The following is a 15,084-nucleotide window of genomic DNA, read 5'->3' on the forward strand; positions in this document are numbered from 1 at the left end:
TCAATTGTCATGCCATGCGAGGATACCGGAAGGATGCGGACAATGCCACGGAAGGGAATGTCACAGGAATGGATAGGCGGGAGATCAACGGATTGCAAAAGGAGAAAGAAGAGCGAACAAAGTCTATGCAGTCTATGCGACCGAAAGCGGCAACGGAGCATCTGCGAGATAGTAGGGCTTGTAACCGGGGCGGGTATTGTACATCCAGGTATGCAGCTGACGTTTCAGGTCGCCCCACCAGCCGGCATGAAGGGAAGAGACGGAGCTGTCGAAGTAATCGGCCTTGAGCATCTTTACGCGGATCAGCACGAGGTCGTCCCCGATCTGCTCGCGGATGTCGTCATGCACGAGACCGTTGATGTCTTCGGGATCGGTGACGATAAATGCCTTGCCGGAGACATGCAGAAAGTACTCCCTGCCTTTTCTGAAAAATTCGAGTCGCACCGGGAATTCCCGATCGAATTCGTGTAAGGCTTGCTTCGGGCGGGGGACGAAAAACCACATTTGTCCCAGTTCGTCCACTTTTATAACCGATACGATCGTCGTTGCGATCCTAAGCAGCGAGGTGTTTTGGCTAAAAAATAAGGCGTTCTTTAAGTCTTGAATTTTTTGCCGCAAAAATTGAAGATCCGATTTTGGCAACATAGAGTAATCATTTTTAGAGAATTTTTCAAATTCAGTACCATTGTGCCCCATAAGGGTTTTTTGGCTGCCGATGCCGTGGGAGCGGTTCATTATCAAGGCTCTCCCCTTTTGGCGCCCCCGACCCCCTTTCCACGTGCTGAGGAAAAAAATACACACGGGTGGCAGTTTCGGTGGCATAATATTTTAATAGGCAGATTCGTCAATAAACCTGAAAGAATAAACACCTGGCCCCCGTTTTCACGGGGGCCAATGCATCTTAACGATCAATCTTCTACCATGATACGGAAACTAAAATCGGGACAATATCGCATCTATTCGCGGAAGAAGGATGCGAAGACGAATAAGCGCAGGAACCTGGGGACATTTGATAGCCTTGAGGCCGCGAAGAAACATGAGCGGGAGATCCAGTACTTTAAGCGTGGGTAGCCAGCTCCGCCAGGTGCCGGTGGGTCCGCTCCAGGGTCCACAGCTGGCTCTCGATCAGTTCGTGGAGTTCGGAAGGAAGGTGTTCGTCGAGCGCGCAGTGATAAGCCTCTTCCGTGGCCTGTCCGGCAGCTATACAGGCGGCCAGTTGGGAAGAGTGATCGGGCCCCTCGAAACCCGGGTGCGCTTCGAGCCAATGAAGATAAAGTTTCCCGGTGATCGTCGCCTGCGTCACCGGCGCCCCCCCCAACCGGATGACCTTTGCATGCAGGTCATTGACATTACTCCTGCCTTCAATGGCCATCCGGTAGAATGCCTCGCGTAACCGGGCATCGGGTGTTTCTTCTTCATGGGCCGCTTTCTCCAATCCGGTTATCCGGTCGATATTGATACGGATAAGATCGTTCAATACGTGTAAGGTCTTTCTGCCGCCGCGATGAATGTTTGTTCTCATAGCGGCCGGTTTTATAATCCATCCCGTTCCCTGGGATCTTCCACGGGAATTTTCCTTTTTGTCTGATCCGGATCGTCGTCGATGTTATGGGTCTTCCCGGGATCGGGCCGCTCTTGTTGATCCGGGTTCCCGACCGACGCTTTGCGCGGCGTCTTGTGCAGTATCTTTGAAGGATCGTGAACCTCGGGGTTCCTCTGCGGCGTTTTCTGTTGATCTTTCATATACTATGTTTTAGAAATAACCTTAAAAAAATATGCCACCGCCCCCTTCCCCTCCGTCGGGCGCCGGGGCGCCGAGGCATCGGCGGCCATGTCTAGAACGGATAGCCGATAGCGAGGTTGAGCACCATATCGGAGATGTCCGTGGCGCTCTTGAAGTTCCATTTGGAGCCTACAGGTTTCCAGGGAGTCCGAAGCGGAACGGCAACGTCGATGCGAAGCACGATGATCGTGAGATCGAAGCGGAGGCCGGCGCCCGCGCCGACGGCAAAATCATTGAGAAAATGGGAGGTAAAGACGGCGCCGGGGCGGCTGGCGTCGTTGCGAAGCGTCCACACATTGCCCCAATCTGTGAAGATGGCCCAGCGGACGAGCCCGAAGAGTTTCGCGCGGTACTCAACGTTGAACTCCAGCTTTACGTCCCCGGGCTGGTCCGGAATCGTGGCGTCCCTGTTCGGATCTCCGGCATAATAGCTGCCGGGCCCGAGGGCTCGCGCGCGGAAGGCGCGGATATCGTTGGTCCCCCCGGCAAAGAACGACTTTACAAACGGCAGGTTTTTGCTGTTTCCATAAGGAATACCGACGCCGGCGTCGAAACGGCTGGCCAGCATACTATATTTCCCCGTGGTCAGGTAGTGCCGGAAATCGACCTCGTAGCGCATATACTGCGCGAAGGGAACGCCGAAGATCTCTTTTTGTTTACCGGTCTTGTTGAAGTCGGCGCCGGAGACAAGGCCAAGGAGGTTGTTGGAGAAATCGACATTGGCGTTGAACCAGTAATTGTTCGGCTTTCGCGCATTACGGGGATCCAGACGCGAAATGTAATTGAAGTTCCAGCTTGGCCCAATGATCAATTGCGGCTCGATGGCGTAAGCCAGGTTCTTATACTTGTCGAGAGAATCCTGGTATGCGGGATCGATATGCGTGGGGTGAACATAGTTGATGCCAAAGACGGTGATGCCGTTCTCGGAGGTGATCTTGTTCTTGAACTGGTAGCCGAAACTGGCACGGGAAGAGGTCAGGGTGTATTCGGAACTGTTCACATATACGTCATAAGCGGCGTTGATCTTGGTTTTGGGCACGAATTTGCCGCTGGTGTTGAGATCGAAGGGCGCGACGATGCGCGGAATAATGAGATTCAGATCGGCGCCGGTACGGCGGGTAAAGACCACTTTCTTCTGAGTTCTCGACGGGGTGGTAAATCCCACGCTCTGTCCTTCGATACCTCCATATACTCTTGCGCTGAAGAGTTCCGCCCCCCGGAAAAGATTGCGGTGCCGCCAGTTGACCGAGACTTCCGTACCCGTCGTGTTATCGCTGCGGGTAAGGGCGGTGACCTCGAAACGGAGCGATTTCTTTTGAGCGGGAGTAAGATAATAGTAAAGATCGAGCTTGTTATTGGTGTCGGCGCTGGAAGCCGGCTCGAAACGGGGTTTTACGAACTGAAAGACGCCGAGGCTGACCAGCCGGCTGAGCGAGGTGTTGTGATCGTTCTCCTTGTAAATGTCGCCGGGCTTGATCACGAGGGTCTTGTTGAACACCTGCGGCTTCAGATAGTGGGCCGTATCGATGATCCGATATCCCTCGGGGGTAATATAGGCATGACTAGCGTTGGTATCCGACCGGTTGGCATAGTTGGCATACACAGTAACCTGGTTGATATGATAGACCTCGCGGGCCGGGTCGGGCATCTCCTCCTTCAGCCGCATGAACATATCCACCTGGTGTTCGCCCACTGCCGTGTCGAGGTCGACGACGAGATCGTCGGGGCTGAAATAATAATAGCCCCGGTTCTTGAGCCGGTCGTCGATGCGTACGCGCTCCTCCTTTATCGTCTCGAGATCGTAAAACGCGCCTTTCTTCAACAGGCTCCGGCGCTGCAGGGTATCGATCATATTGCTGACCCGGTCCGAATCATCGGGGTAGTTGATGTTGCGGATGGTATATCGGGGACCGACCTCGGCAGTATAGGTGGCCGTGAGGTGCTTATCCTTTACGAAGGTCGTGACGATGACGGTATCGTGAAAGAATCCCTTGTTCTCGAGATGGCTTTGCAGGACGGCCGCGTTGTTGTGCAGGATGGCCGGCGAAGCGAGCACGGGGGGCTCCCCCACCTTGTATTTCAGCCAGTGTTTGAAGCCTTTTGTCTTTTTCGTCGGGCCCGCGATATTATAGATCCAAAGCTTGATCCGGACGCCGAGGGTCTTCCCGTTCAGCTTTGGCCGGAGATAGCCTTCCATGTCCTCTGCCCATTTCCTCTGTTCTTTCTTCGTCATATTCGCCGAGGACCTGACCTCGGTCTTGTTGGCCGCATACAGGGTCTGGGCGCCGGAGAGGTATTTGGATTCATGGCAGGAGGCAAGGGCGACCAACAAAAGTCCTGTCGGGAGAAGAAGCGGTAGCCGGCATTGAAAAAAGGTCGTCATTTAGCAGTGGACTTGTTGGGTTGTGATGTTTTTCGTTCCTCCAGCTTCTCACCCTTGGCCCGATGCCAGATCTCTGCGAACCGGTCGTAGTCGAACGTAAAGACAAAACCGACACCCGTCTCCACGACCTGTCCCAGCAACACGGCCTGGTATTGGTTCTGGCGATAAGCGCGGAGGAGATAACGCCCGTCACGGGAAAGTTTATAATCCACGGCAACATTCCCGGCAAGATTGGAAGGGGCCTGGTTCGGCGCGCCGGTCCCCACGACGTCGAAGGCGCTGCCGACGCCGACCCGGAGCCGGTCTTCCATCAATTGTTTGGAAACCATAACGTCCAACTCGGTATAGTCGATCTCGTAGCCGGTCGTCCAGTCCTGCTGGTTGTTCAGGTCGAAGTGGATGTCCACTCCTTTGATCAGGCTGGCGGCGAGCTGATCCATCTGGCTGGTGAGTATCTGGCTGGCGCTGGAAAAGGCGAGGTTACCCAGGGTGGACCCGCCGGGACCGGCATCCAGCGGATCCTCCCCGACAAAGCGGCCAAGCAACAGCAGGGCAAAGACCTGTTTATTCATCTCGGACTGCTGGTAGCGCAATTGGGTAAGCCGAAGATCGACATCGGGCCAGAGGGAAAGTATGTTGTTGGGCAGTGAGATATCGAAGGTGACGGAAGGTTTCAGCAAGTCCCCGTTCATCTTCAGCGTAACGAGGAATGGCAGCTTTTGCCGGTATTTGTTCCTGTCGGTTTGGCTAAGCCCGGAGATCTCGTTGGAGACGAGATCGATGGAGGGGGTCTGGGCGGTATAGGAGGCGGTGAGATCGACGGTGGCGGTCAGCGGATCGCCGGTCCAGGTGACGATACTGTTGCGATCGATCGCGAACTTGCGTTTGAGCAAGTTGAAGGAAAGCGTATAGAAGCCGCCGGTGACCTGGTAAGAGCCCGTGAGGTCCATCTTGCCGCTCTTCTCCAACTGGAAGACGAGGTTGCTCCGCCCCCGGACATTGAGGGCGTCGCCGCTGCGCGGGTCGATGACGATGTTCAGGAGGGCGCTGGTGTCGGTGAGGAGGTTGAGGCTTACATCGAGACCTTTTAATTCCTTATTGCGGTGCAAGGCGAGCGCTTTTTTATCGACCAGCGTATCACCGGTATGGTGGTTGACGAAGCGGACGATCCCCAGGCGGTCGCTGACCTCTGGATCATCCCCGGGTAAGACGTAGTAGAAATTGGTGCGCTTGTTCACCCGGATGGCGCCATCGATCTTTGGCGCCTCCATTTTCCCCTCGAGGTTGATCGCCGCATCGAGGTTGAGCTGGCCATAGAACTGCCGCGAGCTGTTCTCCGGCGCGTTGACCATCCGGAAGTTTTGTGCGTTGAGGGAGATATCGAATCCGAAGCTATGGTAGTCTTTTGTAAAGACGTTACCGTCCAGGATGAGTTTGTTGCCCGCTGAGTCCCTCAGCGTAAACTCACTGAAGTTGAAGCCGTCCTCATCAAAGGCGATCCGGTCTTTGGAGACGTCGAGGGCCTCACCCGAGACCGTAGGCGTGATCACGCTGCTGTCGAAGTAAAGATTGCCGCGAACATTGGGTTTGTCAAAGGTTCCCGCAACGGTGAATTTTCCCATCATGTACCCTCTCATGGAGTCCACGATCCCTTCCGCCGAATGGGAAAAGGCCGAGAGGTTGATGCGCCGCAGGTCGAGGGTAAGATCCATTTTACTTTCTCCCGTATAATAGTCACCCGTGATCCGGATATCGTTATTCTTGCCTTTGAGGCCGATATCGGCGGAGAAGGCATTTTCCTTTTTGTTGTTGACCTTGAGGGTCAGGTCACCGAGGGTATCGATCTTATAGGATAGGTTGTGAACGACCAGGTCGGAAGTAAATACCGGGTTGGTGGTCACATTCCTCACTTCCGCGTTGCCGGCGAGGATGCCGTCCGCGATCACCGAGTCCTGGTTGGCGAGCCGGCTGATGGTGCTGAGGCGGAAGTTGCCGAAGCGGACATCGAGCGGGGCGGCGCCGGTGGTCCCGCTGCTGTTGAAGGAAAGGGAGTCGCTGCCGTTGTGGATGGTGAAATCGCGAGCGACGACACCGGTGGAGTCGTACAGAATGGCGTTGTCGCGGGCGACCTGCCAGGGGTCGTAGTTGAGCAGGAGGCTATCGGGTTTGAACCGGAATCGCAGGCGGTTATCCGGCTGGTCGAGGTCGCCGGCCAGGCGAAACCGGTCGTTCCCCTTTGCGTCCTTCAGGAGCAGCGTCGTCGAGAGGTCGTTATCATGAATATCCCCGTAGATGGCCGTCCTGTACAGGAGGATACCGCTGCCATGGCCATCGCTCATGGCCACCGCATACCGGAGGCTGCTGTCCGCCGTGCCCGCATTGACGTCGATGTTGTGGAAAAACTCGGTTCCATACACGATACGCGGCGCCTTCAGGCCGAGATGGAGATCGTTCCGGTCGCTGTTGAAGCTCAGGCGGCCGCCGACGGTATCGGACCCTCTCAATGAAGGTTGCAGGGTCAACACCAGCGGAGAGGTGCGAAGATGGAAATCGATGGTCCAGTCCTGGGCGGTGAAGGCCGTGTCTTTGAAGTTCTTCAGCCGGAAATACCGGTTGATCGTATGTTCCAGGGCGGTAGCCGTTTCGGTGAGCTTGTACCTTCCTTTCCAGTCGATGTCGGCCATCTCCGTATGCAGCCGGATGTCCTGGATATCCGCTTTCCTTGTTGCGATGAGTGCAAGACTGTCGGTAGCGATATGCCGTGCGCCCTGCAGGACGTCGAGGCCGGTGATCGTCAGATCGCCCCGCAGGGAGTCGGGGTTGGTGCTCGCAAAATCGGCGACCAGGTGGCCTTTGACCTGCAGGGTATCGGGTAGCAGGTGGAGGGCGTGGAGATCGACGGTGTCGATGTTCCAGTCGAGTTTCAGGGCCGGGAACTTACCCGCCAGATCCGCGGAGGCCTGTAATTCGAAATGAACTGCCGTATTATTGATGGCGCTGTGAAGGACGGCCTGCTGGTGGGCGATATTGCCGTCGACAAGAAGGTTTTGATACGTGTAGCGTTTATACGTTGCGGCTTCTATCTTGCCGGAGAAGCTGGAATTGGCGCTATGGAGATCGAGACCCCTGCCTTTAACATGAAGATCCGCGGTGACGGCGCCCCATTGCACCGTGTCCTGCAGAATGGCGCCGAGTTGCAGGGACCGGGTCTGCAGGCCCAGGTCATAGGTCGCGCCGGTGGTGGAACGGAAGTTACCGGCGGTGCCTTTGAGCTTGACGTCGCCCGACGTCGTATTCAGGGTCAGATCGGAGACGAGGTTATTCATGCTGCCGTCAAGATGGCCATGCAGGGTAAAATGAGCCGGGATAGTGATATGGGAGGGCAGCGTATTTTTTGGAACCAGCGCGAGCAGCGCCGCGCGGCTGCCCGAGAGATTGCGGACCATAAAGTCAGCCCGGATGCGGCTGCTGTCCATCGGATGGAGGATGCGGCCGGCAAGGTCGACTTTCAGGTCCTTTATCCCGGTGAACTGGATGGTTTGAATGGTCAGGTCATCGAGCGTGCCGCGGACCTCGGCGTTGACCTGCCAGGTGTCGCCGGGATTCCGGAAGACGGGCTGAGCGGCCAGGAACGGCGCGAAGACGAGGATGTCCTTCAACTGGACATGGCTGTTTGGGAGATCGAGGGTGATAAAGGTGCGGGCGGGATGGGTCGTAATGCCGCCGACGGAGTCGTAGCGAAGGGTGACGGACCGCTGCAACAGCGTACCCGGGGTTCTCAGCAGAAGGCCGTCGAGGACGGTCTTGTGATCGGAATAGAAGAAACGGGTCTGTAATTGGTCGAGCCGGAAACCGGATCGTTCGGCCAACTCACCCTTTGTAAGACGGCCGCTAAGGGAGTCGGGACTGTAGGACAAGGCCTCGCCGGCCAGGGAGATGTTATGGGCCAGCAGGTGGAAATAGTCCATTCCTTTCTTCTGACACGGTTTGGTGTTATCGTCGAAGGCGAATTCCGTGCTGTCGAGCTCGAGTTTGCGGGCCTGGAAGCTCAGTTTGTTCAGGTTCAGGTCCAGCCCTTCGGCTTTTAACGCCCCCAGGCTGCCGCTGGTCACCATCTTCGTCTTTGTGTTCCGATAAAAGTAGCTGGTATTTTCGAAGTTCGCGTCGGCCACCGTATATAGCTGTTTTTGCAGGTCGAGGGTCCGCATATCGGTCTGGCTGTGGCCGATAGCCAGCACGGCCGTGTTACCGGTAAGCGTATCGGCATATAAGAAGTGGATATTGTCGAGCACCAGCTTGTTCATCCCGATCTGGAACGGACTGCTCTTTGTCGTGTCCGTGGGGCCGGGATGGGGATTGGTGAAAGCGTCGATAATATACTGGTAGTTGAAAGTAGTGTCGGCCGGCGAACGACGGAGGATATTGGCGGTGATGTCCTTGAGATCGATCTCCTGCACATCCAATTGATTGTGCAACAGACCCAACATCCTAAGACGGACATGGATCTCGCCCGCGGCCAGGAGGGTGTCCTTTTGGGGGTCCGGGATGTAAATATCCTTGAGGGTGATGCTGCGGAAGAACGTGATATCGAGCTGGCCGATGCGCACGGGGACCTTTAACTTCCGGGAAAGGTAAGTTTCGGCCTTGCTTCGTGCAAAGTTCTGAACGAAAGGCGTTTGGATCAGAAAGAAGACGAGAAGGATAATGATGAATAGGGTCAGCAGGGTCCGGATGAGGATGCGCAGCAACCGGTGGGGCCATGATCGGCGGGACGAACGTTCGGATTCTTCTGCGCTCATAAATTATAATTCAACATAATATAAGATAGACCAATATCAACTACTGACAAAATTTAGTCCAAATAGTCGCTAATTTATTGATACCGCATGTATTGCACATAAAATTCCCCAGTCGCGTCGATCTTTTTCTACAGACCGGGCCTACGGAGGCGCGTTTCCCGTTTCAGGACAGCGGGTTAAGATTCTGGCAATGCGTTTGTCGTACGGTTTGTCTCAAATCAGGGAACCATGTTGAAGCAAGTACAGACGCAAAAACAGCAGCACACCATTCTCCCCCAGCAAATCGAACTCCTGAACCTGTTTCACCTCAATACGCTCGAATTGGAACAGCGCATACAGGACGAGCTGAGTGAGAACCCTGCTTTAGAGGAGTTGGGATCGGGCGATGAGGTGGCGACGGACAAGTTCACAAAGGATACGGTGCAGGATTTTCAGGGTTGGGAAGAATACGGATACGATGATATTCCCGATTATAAGACAGAGTATAACAATTACATCAATACGGAGAAGGTGCCGGAGAAACCGATCGCGGAGGTGCCCGATTTCCGGGACGAGTTGAAGAAGCAGTGCCGGTTCCTCGAAGTTCCCGAGGAGAAACAGGAACTTTTCGACTTCCTGATCGATTCGTTGAACGAGAACGGATTCCTCGAGCAGGATCTCGAGGAACTGGCTTCGGAGATAACCTTTAAAAAGAAGGTGTGGATAGAACCGGAAGAGTTGGAGGAGGTGTTAAAGTTGATGCGGGAACTGGAGCCGTTCGGCGCGGGCTGCCGCAGCGTTCAGGAATACATGCTGCTGCAGTTGAGGCGGATGAATGTGAAACGGCCCGATGTACGAATGGCGATCCTGCTGCTGGAAGAGCACTTCCACGACTTGCGCAGCTGCAACCTGGACAAGTTGCGAAAGCAATTGGGACTGGAGGATGACGAGATCCGCATTGTATTGAACCTGTTGGCGCATCTCAACACCCGCCCCTTTAATCCCGAGAGCAGCACCATCCAGGCCAATCCATCGATCCTGCCGGACTTTGTCGTACTGGACGAAGGGGATACCCTCGAACTGGCGCTTTACCGGCAACGCAGCAGCAACCTGCATATCAGCCAGTCCTGGATGGAAATGGTGCAGCATGCGTCACAGAACACGAATACGGACAAATCCACCAAACAATACCTGCGGAGTAAACTCTCCTCCGCGCAATGGTTCATCAACGCCATCCAGCAGCGCGAGAACAATATGCTGAAGATCATGCGGGCCATCCTCGATATGCAATATGACTACTTCAAATACGGGGACATCCTCATGCTGAAGCCGATGAAGCTAAAGGATATCGCGGACCGGGTGAAGGTGGACATCTCGACGGTGAGCCGGCTGACCTGTAACAAATACGCGGAGACGCCCTTTGGGACGGTGCTGTTAAAGGACCTTTTTACAGAGGGTATCGTCAACCAGGAGGGAAACAATATCAGTAATAAAGTGATCCAGAATATCATCGGCGAGGTGATCGAGTCCGAGGATAAGAAGGCGCCGTATACGGACCGGCAGCTGGTGACGATATTGGCGGAACGGGGATATTCGATCGCCCGAAGGACGGTAGCCAAGTACCGCGAGCTGATGAATATCCCGGTGGCCCAGGTTAGGGGACTTTGGAATTAGAAAAATTAAACCCTCGCTGACGCGAGGGCTTTTTTTAGCACTGATATCTGCCCTTCGGGCTTAAGGCCTCCGGCCTTAAAAGCCGAAGCCTGCATAGAAAGAAAAGCCCGCATTCTTCATTCCCTTTGTCAGGTCGCCCGAGGCGCTGCCCGACTTCCCGATCTCGGACAGGCCGTAGTTGTACCGGGCGCCGAGCGTGACATTCCCGATATCAAAGGCGGCGCCGCCGGCCAGGCCGAAGTCCCAACGATTGAAATCACCCGTGTTCAGTTCCGTGGCGCTTACCAGATCGCCATTGTTGCTGACATTCTTGATATTGGAGTTGACGAGGTAGGCCGCATAACCGCCCAGGTGGAGGTTAAAATTGGGAGCCAGGTTGACGACCGCAAGCACGGGAACCTGGATATACCCCAGGTTGAAACGATATTCCCCATTCCCCTGCACGAAATTACTGTAAGTGCTCTTCGCACCCTTTAAACTATACAACAGTTCCGGCTGGATGGAGAAGCCACGGGTGACCGGCAGCTTGGCGAAGACCCCGGCGTCGAAGCCCGCCTTCATGTGGTTGGTGGAGACGTCGCTGCTGTAAAGCGTGGTCAGATCAAATCCGCCTTTTATTCCGAACTTTGCTTTCAGATTGGGTTCGGAGGAGGTTTGCTGTTGCTGGCCGAAGGCCGTGGAGGCAGTTAGCAGCAGGGCTGCGCTCAGCGTAAGGATCGTACGTTTCATAGATTACATTTTTAATAGTTGGTCTTACCCGATCAATTGTTATGCCCGGCTGGCATTATTTTATCGTTGAAAAATAAAACGTCTTTTTATGAGATCGATCTGGACTGGGGCCATCGGATTTGGACTGGTGAACATCCCCGTTAAGTTATACAGTGCAACCCAGGGCAGCGAGCTGGACCTGGATATGCTCGACAAAAAGGACCTGTCGAATATCCGCTTCAAGCGGGTGAACGAGAATACGGGCAAGGAGGTAGCCTGGGAGAATATCGTGAGGGGTTACAAGCTGAACGATCGATACGTGGTCCTGACCGATGAGGATTTCAAGAAGGCGAGCCCGGAGAAGACAAAGGTGATCGCCATCGAAGAATTCGTAAAAGAGACCGAGATCGACGGCATCTATTACGAGACGCCGTATTACCTCGAGCCGGAGAAGTCCGGGGGAAGAGCCTATGTGCTGCTACGGGATGCGTTGCACAAGACGGGAATGGTCGGCTTCGGGAGCTTCGTGATGCGTAATAAAGAGGGGCTTTGCCTCATCAAGCCGATGGAGGATATCCTCGTGCTCAACCGCATCCGGTGGGGACAGGAGATCCGGTCGACCGAAGAGATCAAAGTGCCTGACAGTGCGCCGAAGCCGGCCGAAATGAAGATGGCCATGGAGCTGATCAAACAGTTGTCGGGACCCTTCGACATTGCGAAGTACCGGGATACCTATTCCGACGAGCTGCTGGCGTTGATCAAAGCGAAGGCCAGGGGCAAGGCGCCGAAGGCTCCGTTGCGGGTGGTGCACAAGGCGAAGAGCGAGGATCTGCTTTCGCAGTTGAAGGCATCATTGGGTGGAAAGAAAAAAGCGGGCTAGTCCGAGCCGAGCTCGCCATCGATCTCGCGGGTCTCGCGTTTTACGATGAATACCGCGTTTTCCGAGGGGCGTACGCCGTAGCCGGCAAGGTTGGCGTAGGCCTTTGTGAATTGGGCGCCATAGTACAGGATGATGCTCGAATAGTACACCCAGGTGAGAATTACGATGATGGAGGCGGCGGCGCCATAGAGGACGCCGATATTGGAGTTTCCGAGGTAAAGGCCGATGAGCAATTTCCCCAGCAGGAAGAGGATGCCGGTAAAAACCGCCCCGATAAACGCGTCCTTCCAGCGCAGGATGGCGTCGGGCAGGATGCGGAAGATGATCATGAACAGCAGCATGATCGCCGCAAACCCAAGTGCAAGATTCACCACATAGAAGACATAGACGGTCGCGTGGGAAATGTATCTTTTCAGGTACTCGCTCAGCAGGTCCATCAGGGAGTTGACAACAAGCGCGACCATGGATATGAAGCCGAAGGCCACGATGAGCGAAAAGGAGAGCAGCCGGTTCATAAGCAGCTTCAACCAGCCTTTCCTCGGTTTGGCCAGCACCGACCACATGTAATTTATCGAGCCCTGGATCTCGGCGAATACCCCCGTGGCCGTGACTACCAGGATGGCTCCGCCGATGATCGCGCCGGTGACGGTATGGTGGTTATGCCGGAGAGCCTTTATGATGTCCTGTATCTGCAGGGCGGCGCTGGCCCCCACCAGGCCTTTTATCTCCGTATAGATCTGTCCTTCGACCGCCTGGCGGCCCCAGAAAATGCCCGCCAGCGAGATCACAACGATCAGCACCGGTCCAATGGCGAAGATCATGGAATAGGAAAGGGAGGCGGCCAGCTTGAACCCATTGTCATTGTTGAAGTCGACAGCCGCCGTTTTCATGGCCTTCCAGACGGCCGAAAATTTGAACGGTTTCTTCATTTATGTAGAGTTTATTCCCCAGTTTGACGTACTAACTGGTGTTTTTCCAATTTTTTCACGTGCGCGGAAAATTGGCAAGCAATTTTCACTACAGATCAGGTGTCGCGAATAGCCTTACTCTAAAAATAGGCCAATAGCGACATACAATGGCCAATGATTGGCCTTCGGCCGGCAGACCCGTGGTCTGCCTTGTAAAATTATTCCTAACAAAAAAAAATTGAGTTATGAGCGGTTTACTTTATCTGATCGCGGTTATCCTCATCATAGGCTGGCTTTTGGGGGTTTTTGTTTACAGCGTCGGCGGGCTGATCCATGTACTGATCGTATTGGCAGTAATATCGCTCATCCTGGGGATCATCCGGAGAGCATGACCGGTTTGTTTCGGGGTAAAGGGCTTTAAAGAGCCCTCGGGCCGGTCGAAAGACCGGCTCTTCTTTTGCCGCTGGAAGCGGGAAGTCCGAAGGACAAACATTAGTGCTTTACAAAGGATGCCCCGAAGGGGCATCGTCCAGTCATGAAAATCTTACAATATGAAAGAGCTGAAGTTTGCCTCCCCGCTCCGCAGCGCATCCATCCTGATCATCCTGGTGATCTGCTTCGTCATCCTCTCCTGGGCAGCCGATGTCATCGTGCCGCTGCTTTTCGCCATCATTTTTTCCAGTATGCTCTTCCCGCTGTGCTTTCAGCTCGAACGGTGGGGCTGTCATAAGGGCGTGGCGGCCTTCCTCCCGGTACTGGCGGCGGGGATCGTGACGGCCGCCTTCCTGGGAGTGGTGATCACCCAGGTGATGCATCTGATGGGACAGACCCCACAGTTCGTGGCAAAACTGGGGGCCTTGCTGGACCGCCTGGAGACCTTTGTCGCCCAGCACTTTCACATCGAGAAAGCGGCGCAGGCTGACCATGTTCACGGGCTGCTGCAAAAAGCGCTGGATAACAGCAGCGCCTATCTTTCGTCCACGATGACCTTTACGACAGGCCTGCTGTCTGAATTTCTGCTGGTGCTCTTGTTCAGCTTTTTCCTGTTGTACCTGCGGGTATTTTTCCTGGAGTTCTTTTACAAAGTATTCCCTTCTTCCGATAAGCTGCTGATAGACGATACCCTGCAGAAGATCTACGTGGTGATCCAGAATTACCTCCTGGGACTGTTAAAGGTGATCGTCATTATCGGGACCCTGAATTCGGTTGGACTTTGGGCGTTGGGGATCGAATCGCCGCTGTTCTTTGGGTTTTTGGGCGGGATGCTGGTGATCATTCCCTATATCGGCATTTTGATCGGCTCGGCGCTGCCGGTCATTGTCGCACTGGTGACCAGGGACTCGTACTGGTATGCGGGCGGGGTCCTGGGGGTATTCCTGTTCGTTCATATCCTCGAGGGGAACGTGATCACGCCGTATGTAGTGGGATCGAAGGTGTCGATCAATCCGCTGGTGGCCGTATTTTCCCTGCTGCTTTTCGGGAAGCTCTGGGGACTGTCGGGATTGATCCTGGCGTTGCCGGTAACCGCCATCTGCAAAATCATCTTCGATACCTTGCCGGGATTCAAGGCGGTAGGATTCCTGTTGGGGAAGCCGCAGAAGTATCATTTTAAGCGCTATTCCATGCTGCATGCGAAGTTGAGAAGCCGCCAGGGGGCAGGCGCCGAAACGCCTGCGGCGCCTCAGGAGGCGGAAACGAGCGCGGGTGTGGAAGTATAGTCTTGAGTTGTATCAGCCCGGCGGCCTGTTCCCGGTCGTGGCCGACGCGAACGGTAAATAAGGTCGCCCCGGTGAACCGGGGCGACGTCCATTAACCTAAACCTCTATCGCACAAAAGAATTTTCATTTAGCGGGGAAGAAAATGTTATGCCAGGGGTTTTTTTGGCACGGGCGGCGCTGAATTGGGGCGGATTGGGGCTTGATTGTAGACTTTTGGCCTAATGATTGCGACCATTGTGGGTCAAGAATTCA

The 15,084-nt window shown here is 54.8% G+C and carries 12 protein-coding genes; 5 read left to right on the plus strand and 7 right to left on the minus strand.

Going from position 1 to position 15,084, the window contains the following annotated elements; translation table 11 throughout:
• Positions 1-132: 132 nt before the first annotated feature.
• On the minus strand, positions 133-645 hold the full coding sequence (locus tag VHE34_RS23120) for a pyridoxamine 5'-phosphate oxidase family protein (protein ID WP_325592337.1): 513 nt from the start codon (positions 643-645) through the stop codon (positions 133-135).
• 276 nt (positions 646-921) lie between these two features.
• Here VHE34_RS23120 and VHE34_RS23125 point away from each other — a divergent pair, with 276 nt between their 5' ends.
• Positions 922-1,071, plus strand: a complete 150-nt coding sequence (locus tag VHE34_RS23125) for a hypothetical protein (RefSeq protein WP_325592339.1) — start codon at positions 922-924, stop codon at positions 1,069-1,071.
• Here the strand turns inward: VHE34_RS23125 and VHE34_RS23130 are convergent.
• The 4 genes from VHE34_RS23130 to VHE34_RS23145 form a co-directional block, all read right to left on the minus strand.
• Entirely contained in the window at positions 1,058-1,522 is a 465-nt protein-coding gene (locus VHE34_RS23130; protein ID WP_325592341.1) for a PA2169 family four-helix-bundle protein, read from the minus strand. The genes VHE34_RS23125 and VHE34_RS23130 overlap by 14 nt on opposite strands.
• 11 nt (positions 1,523-1,533) lie before the next feature.
• Positions 1,534-1,743, minus strand: a complete 210-nt coding sequence (locus tag VHE34_RS23135) for a hypothetical protein (protein WP_325592342.1) — start codon at positions 1,741-1,743, stop codon at positions 1,534-1,536.
• A gap of 92 nt (positions 1,744-1,835) precedes the next feature.
• Entirely contained in the window at positions 1,836-4,166 is a 2,331-nt protein-coding gene (locus VHE34_RS23140) for a BamA/TamA family outer membrane protein (RefSeq protein WP_325592344.1), read from the minus strand.
• Positions 4,163-8,965 (minus strand): translocation/assembly module TamB domain-containing protein, encoded by a 4,803-nt coding sequence (locus tag VHE34_RS23145; protein ID WP_325592346.1) that lies wholly within the window; start codon positions 8,963-8,965, stop codon positions 4,163-4,165. Before VHE34_RS23145 ends, VHE34_RS23140 begins: the two co-directional genes overlap by 4 nt.
• Before the next feature lie 228 nt (positions 8,966-9,193).
• Between VHE34_RS23145 and rpoN the strand changes: the two genes are divergently transcribed.
• Positions 9,194-10,618 carry an RNA polymerase factor sigma-54 gene (gene rpoN, locus VHE34_RS23150; RefSeq protein WP_325592347.1) on the plus strand — a complete coding sequence of 475 codons (1,425 nt, stop codon included), beginning with the start codon at positions 9,194-9,196 and terminating at the stop codon, positions 10,616-10,618.
• 75 nt (positions 10,619-10,693) lie between these two features.
• On the opposite strand, the gene VHE34_RS23155 is transcribed toward rpoN, so the two are convergent.
• Positions 10,694-11,347 (minus strand): porin family protein, encoded by a 654-nt coding sequence (locus VHE34_RS23155; RefSeq protein ID WP_325592349.1) that lies wholly within the window; start codon positions 11,345-11,347, stop codon positions 10,694-10,696.
• Positions 11,348-11,435: 88 nt separating this feature from the next.
• Here VHE34_RS23155 and VHE34_RS23160 point away from each other — a divergent pair, with 88 nt between their 5' ends.
• On the plus strand, positions 11,436-12,206 hold the full coding sequence (locus VHE34_RS23160; protein WP_325592350.1) for a Ku protein: 771 nt from the start codon (positions 11,436-11,438) through the stop codon (positions 12,204-12,206).
• On the opposite strand, the gene VHE34_RS23165 is transcribed toward VHE34_RS23160, so the two are convergent.
• On the minus strand, positions 12,203-13,135 hold the full coding sequence (locus VHE34_RS23165) for a YihY/virulence factor BrkB family protein (RefSeq protein ID WP_325592351.1): 933 nt from the start codon (positions 13,133-13,135) through the stop codon (positions 12,203-12,205). The two genes, VHE34_RS23160 and VHE34_RS23165, sit on opposite strands and share 4 nt — an antisense overlap.
• Before the next feature lie 224 nt (positions 13,136-13,359).
• Between VHE34_RS23165 and VHE34_RS23170 the strand changes: the two genes are divergently transcribed.
• Positions 13,360-13,506 (plus strand): lmo0937 family membrane protein, encoded by a 147-nt coding sequence (locus VHE34_RS23170; protein ID WP_325592352.1) that lies wholly within the window; start codon positions 13,360-13,362, stop codon positions 13,504-13,506.
• A gap of 159 nt (positions 13,507-13,665) precedes the next feature.
• Positions 13,666-14,832: an AI-2E family transporter gene (locus VHE34_RS23175; protein WP_325592354.1), complete on the plus strand. Its 1,167-nt coding sequence runs from the start codon at positions 13,666-13,668 to the stop codon at positions 14,830-14,832.
• The last annotated feature ends 252 nt before the right edge of the window (positions 14,833-15,084 follow it).

The organism is Puia sp. (genome assembly GCF_035546395.1).
Taxonomy (GTDB): Bacteria; Bacteroidota; Bacteroidia; order Chitinophagales; family Chitinophagaceae; genus Puia.

Bases quoted from the DNA above. Each gene is read 5' to 3' on its own strand.
- VHE34_RS23145 (WP_325592346.1), bottom strand. From the start codon at position 8,965: ATGAGCGCAGAAGAATCCGAACGTTCGTCCCGCCGATCATGGCCCCAC.
- VHE34_RS23135 (WP_325592342.1), bottom strand. From the start codon at position 1,743: ATGAAAGATCAACAGAAAACGCCGCAGAGGAACCCCGAGGTTCACGAT.
- VHE34_RS23160 (WP_325592350.1), top strand. From the start codon at position 11,436: ATGAGATCGATCTGGACTGGGGCCATCGGATTTGGACTGGTGAACATC.
- VHE34_RS23140 (WP_325592344.1), bottom strand. From the start codon at position 4,166: ATGACGACCTTTTTTCAATGCCGGCTACCGCTTCTTCTCCCGACAGGA.
- VHE34_RS23130 (WP_325592341.1), bottom strand. From the start codon at position 1,522: ATGAGAACAAACATTCATCGCGGCGGCAGAAAGACCTTACACGTATTG.
- VHE34_RS23165 (WP_325592351.1), bottom strand. From the start codon at position 13,135: ATGAAGAAACCGTTCAAATTTTCGGCCGTCTGGAAGGCCATGAAAACG.
- VHE34_RS23170 (WP_325592352.1), top strand. From the start codon at position 13,360: ATGAGCGGTTTACTTTATCTGATCGCGGTTATCCTCATCATAGGCTGG.
- rpoN (WP_325592347.1), top strand. From the start codon at position 9,194: ATGTTGAAGCAAGTACAGACGCAAAAACAGCAGCACACCATTCTCCCC.
- VHE34_RS23120 (WP_325592337.1), bottom strand. From the start codon at position 645: ATGTTGCCAAAATCGGATCTTCAATTTTTGCGGCAAAAAATTCAAGAC.
- VHE34_RS23125 (WP_325592339.1), top strand. From the start codon at position 922: ATGATACGGAAACTAAAATCGGGACAATATCGCATCTATTCGCGGAAG.
- VHE34_RS23175 (WP_325592354.1), top strand. From the start codon at position 13,666: ATGAAAGAGCTGAAGTTTGCCTCCCCGCTCCGCAGCGCATCCATCCTG.
- VHE34_RS23155 (WP_325592349.1), bottom strand. From the start codon at position 11,347: ATGAAACGTACGATCCTTACGCTGAGCGCAGCCCTGCTGCTAACTGCC.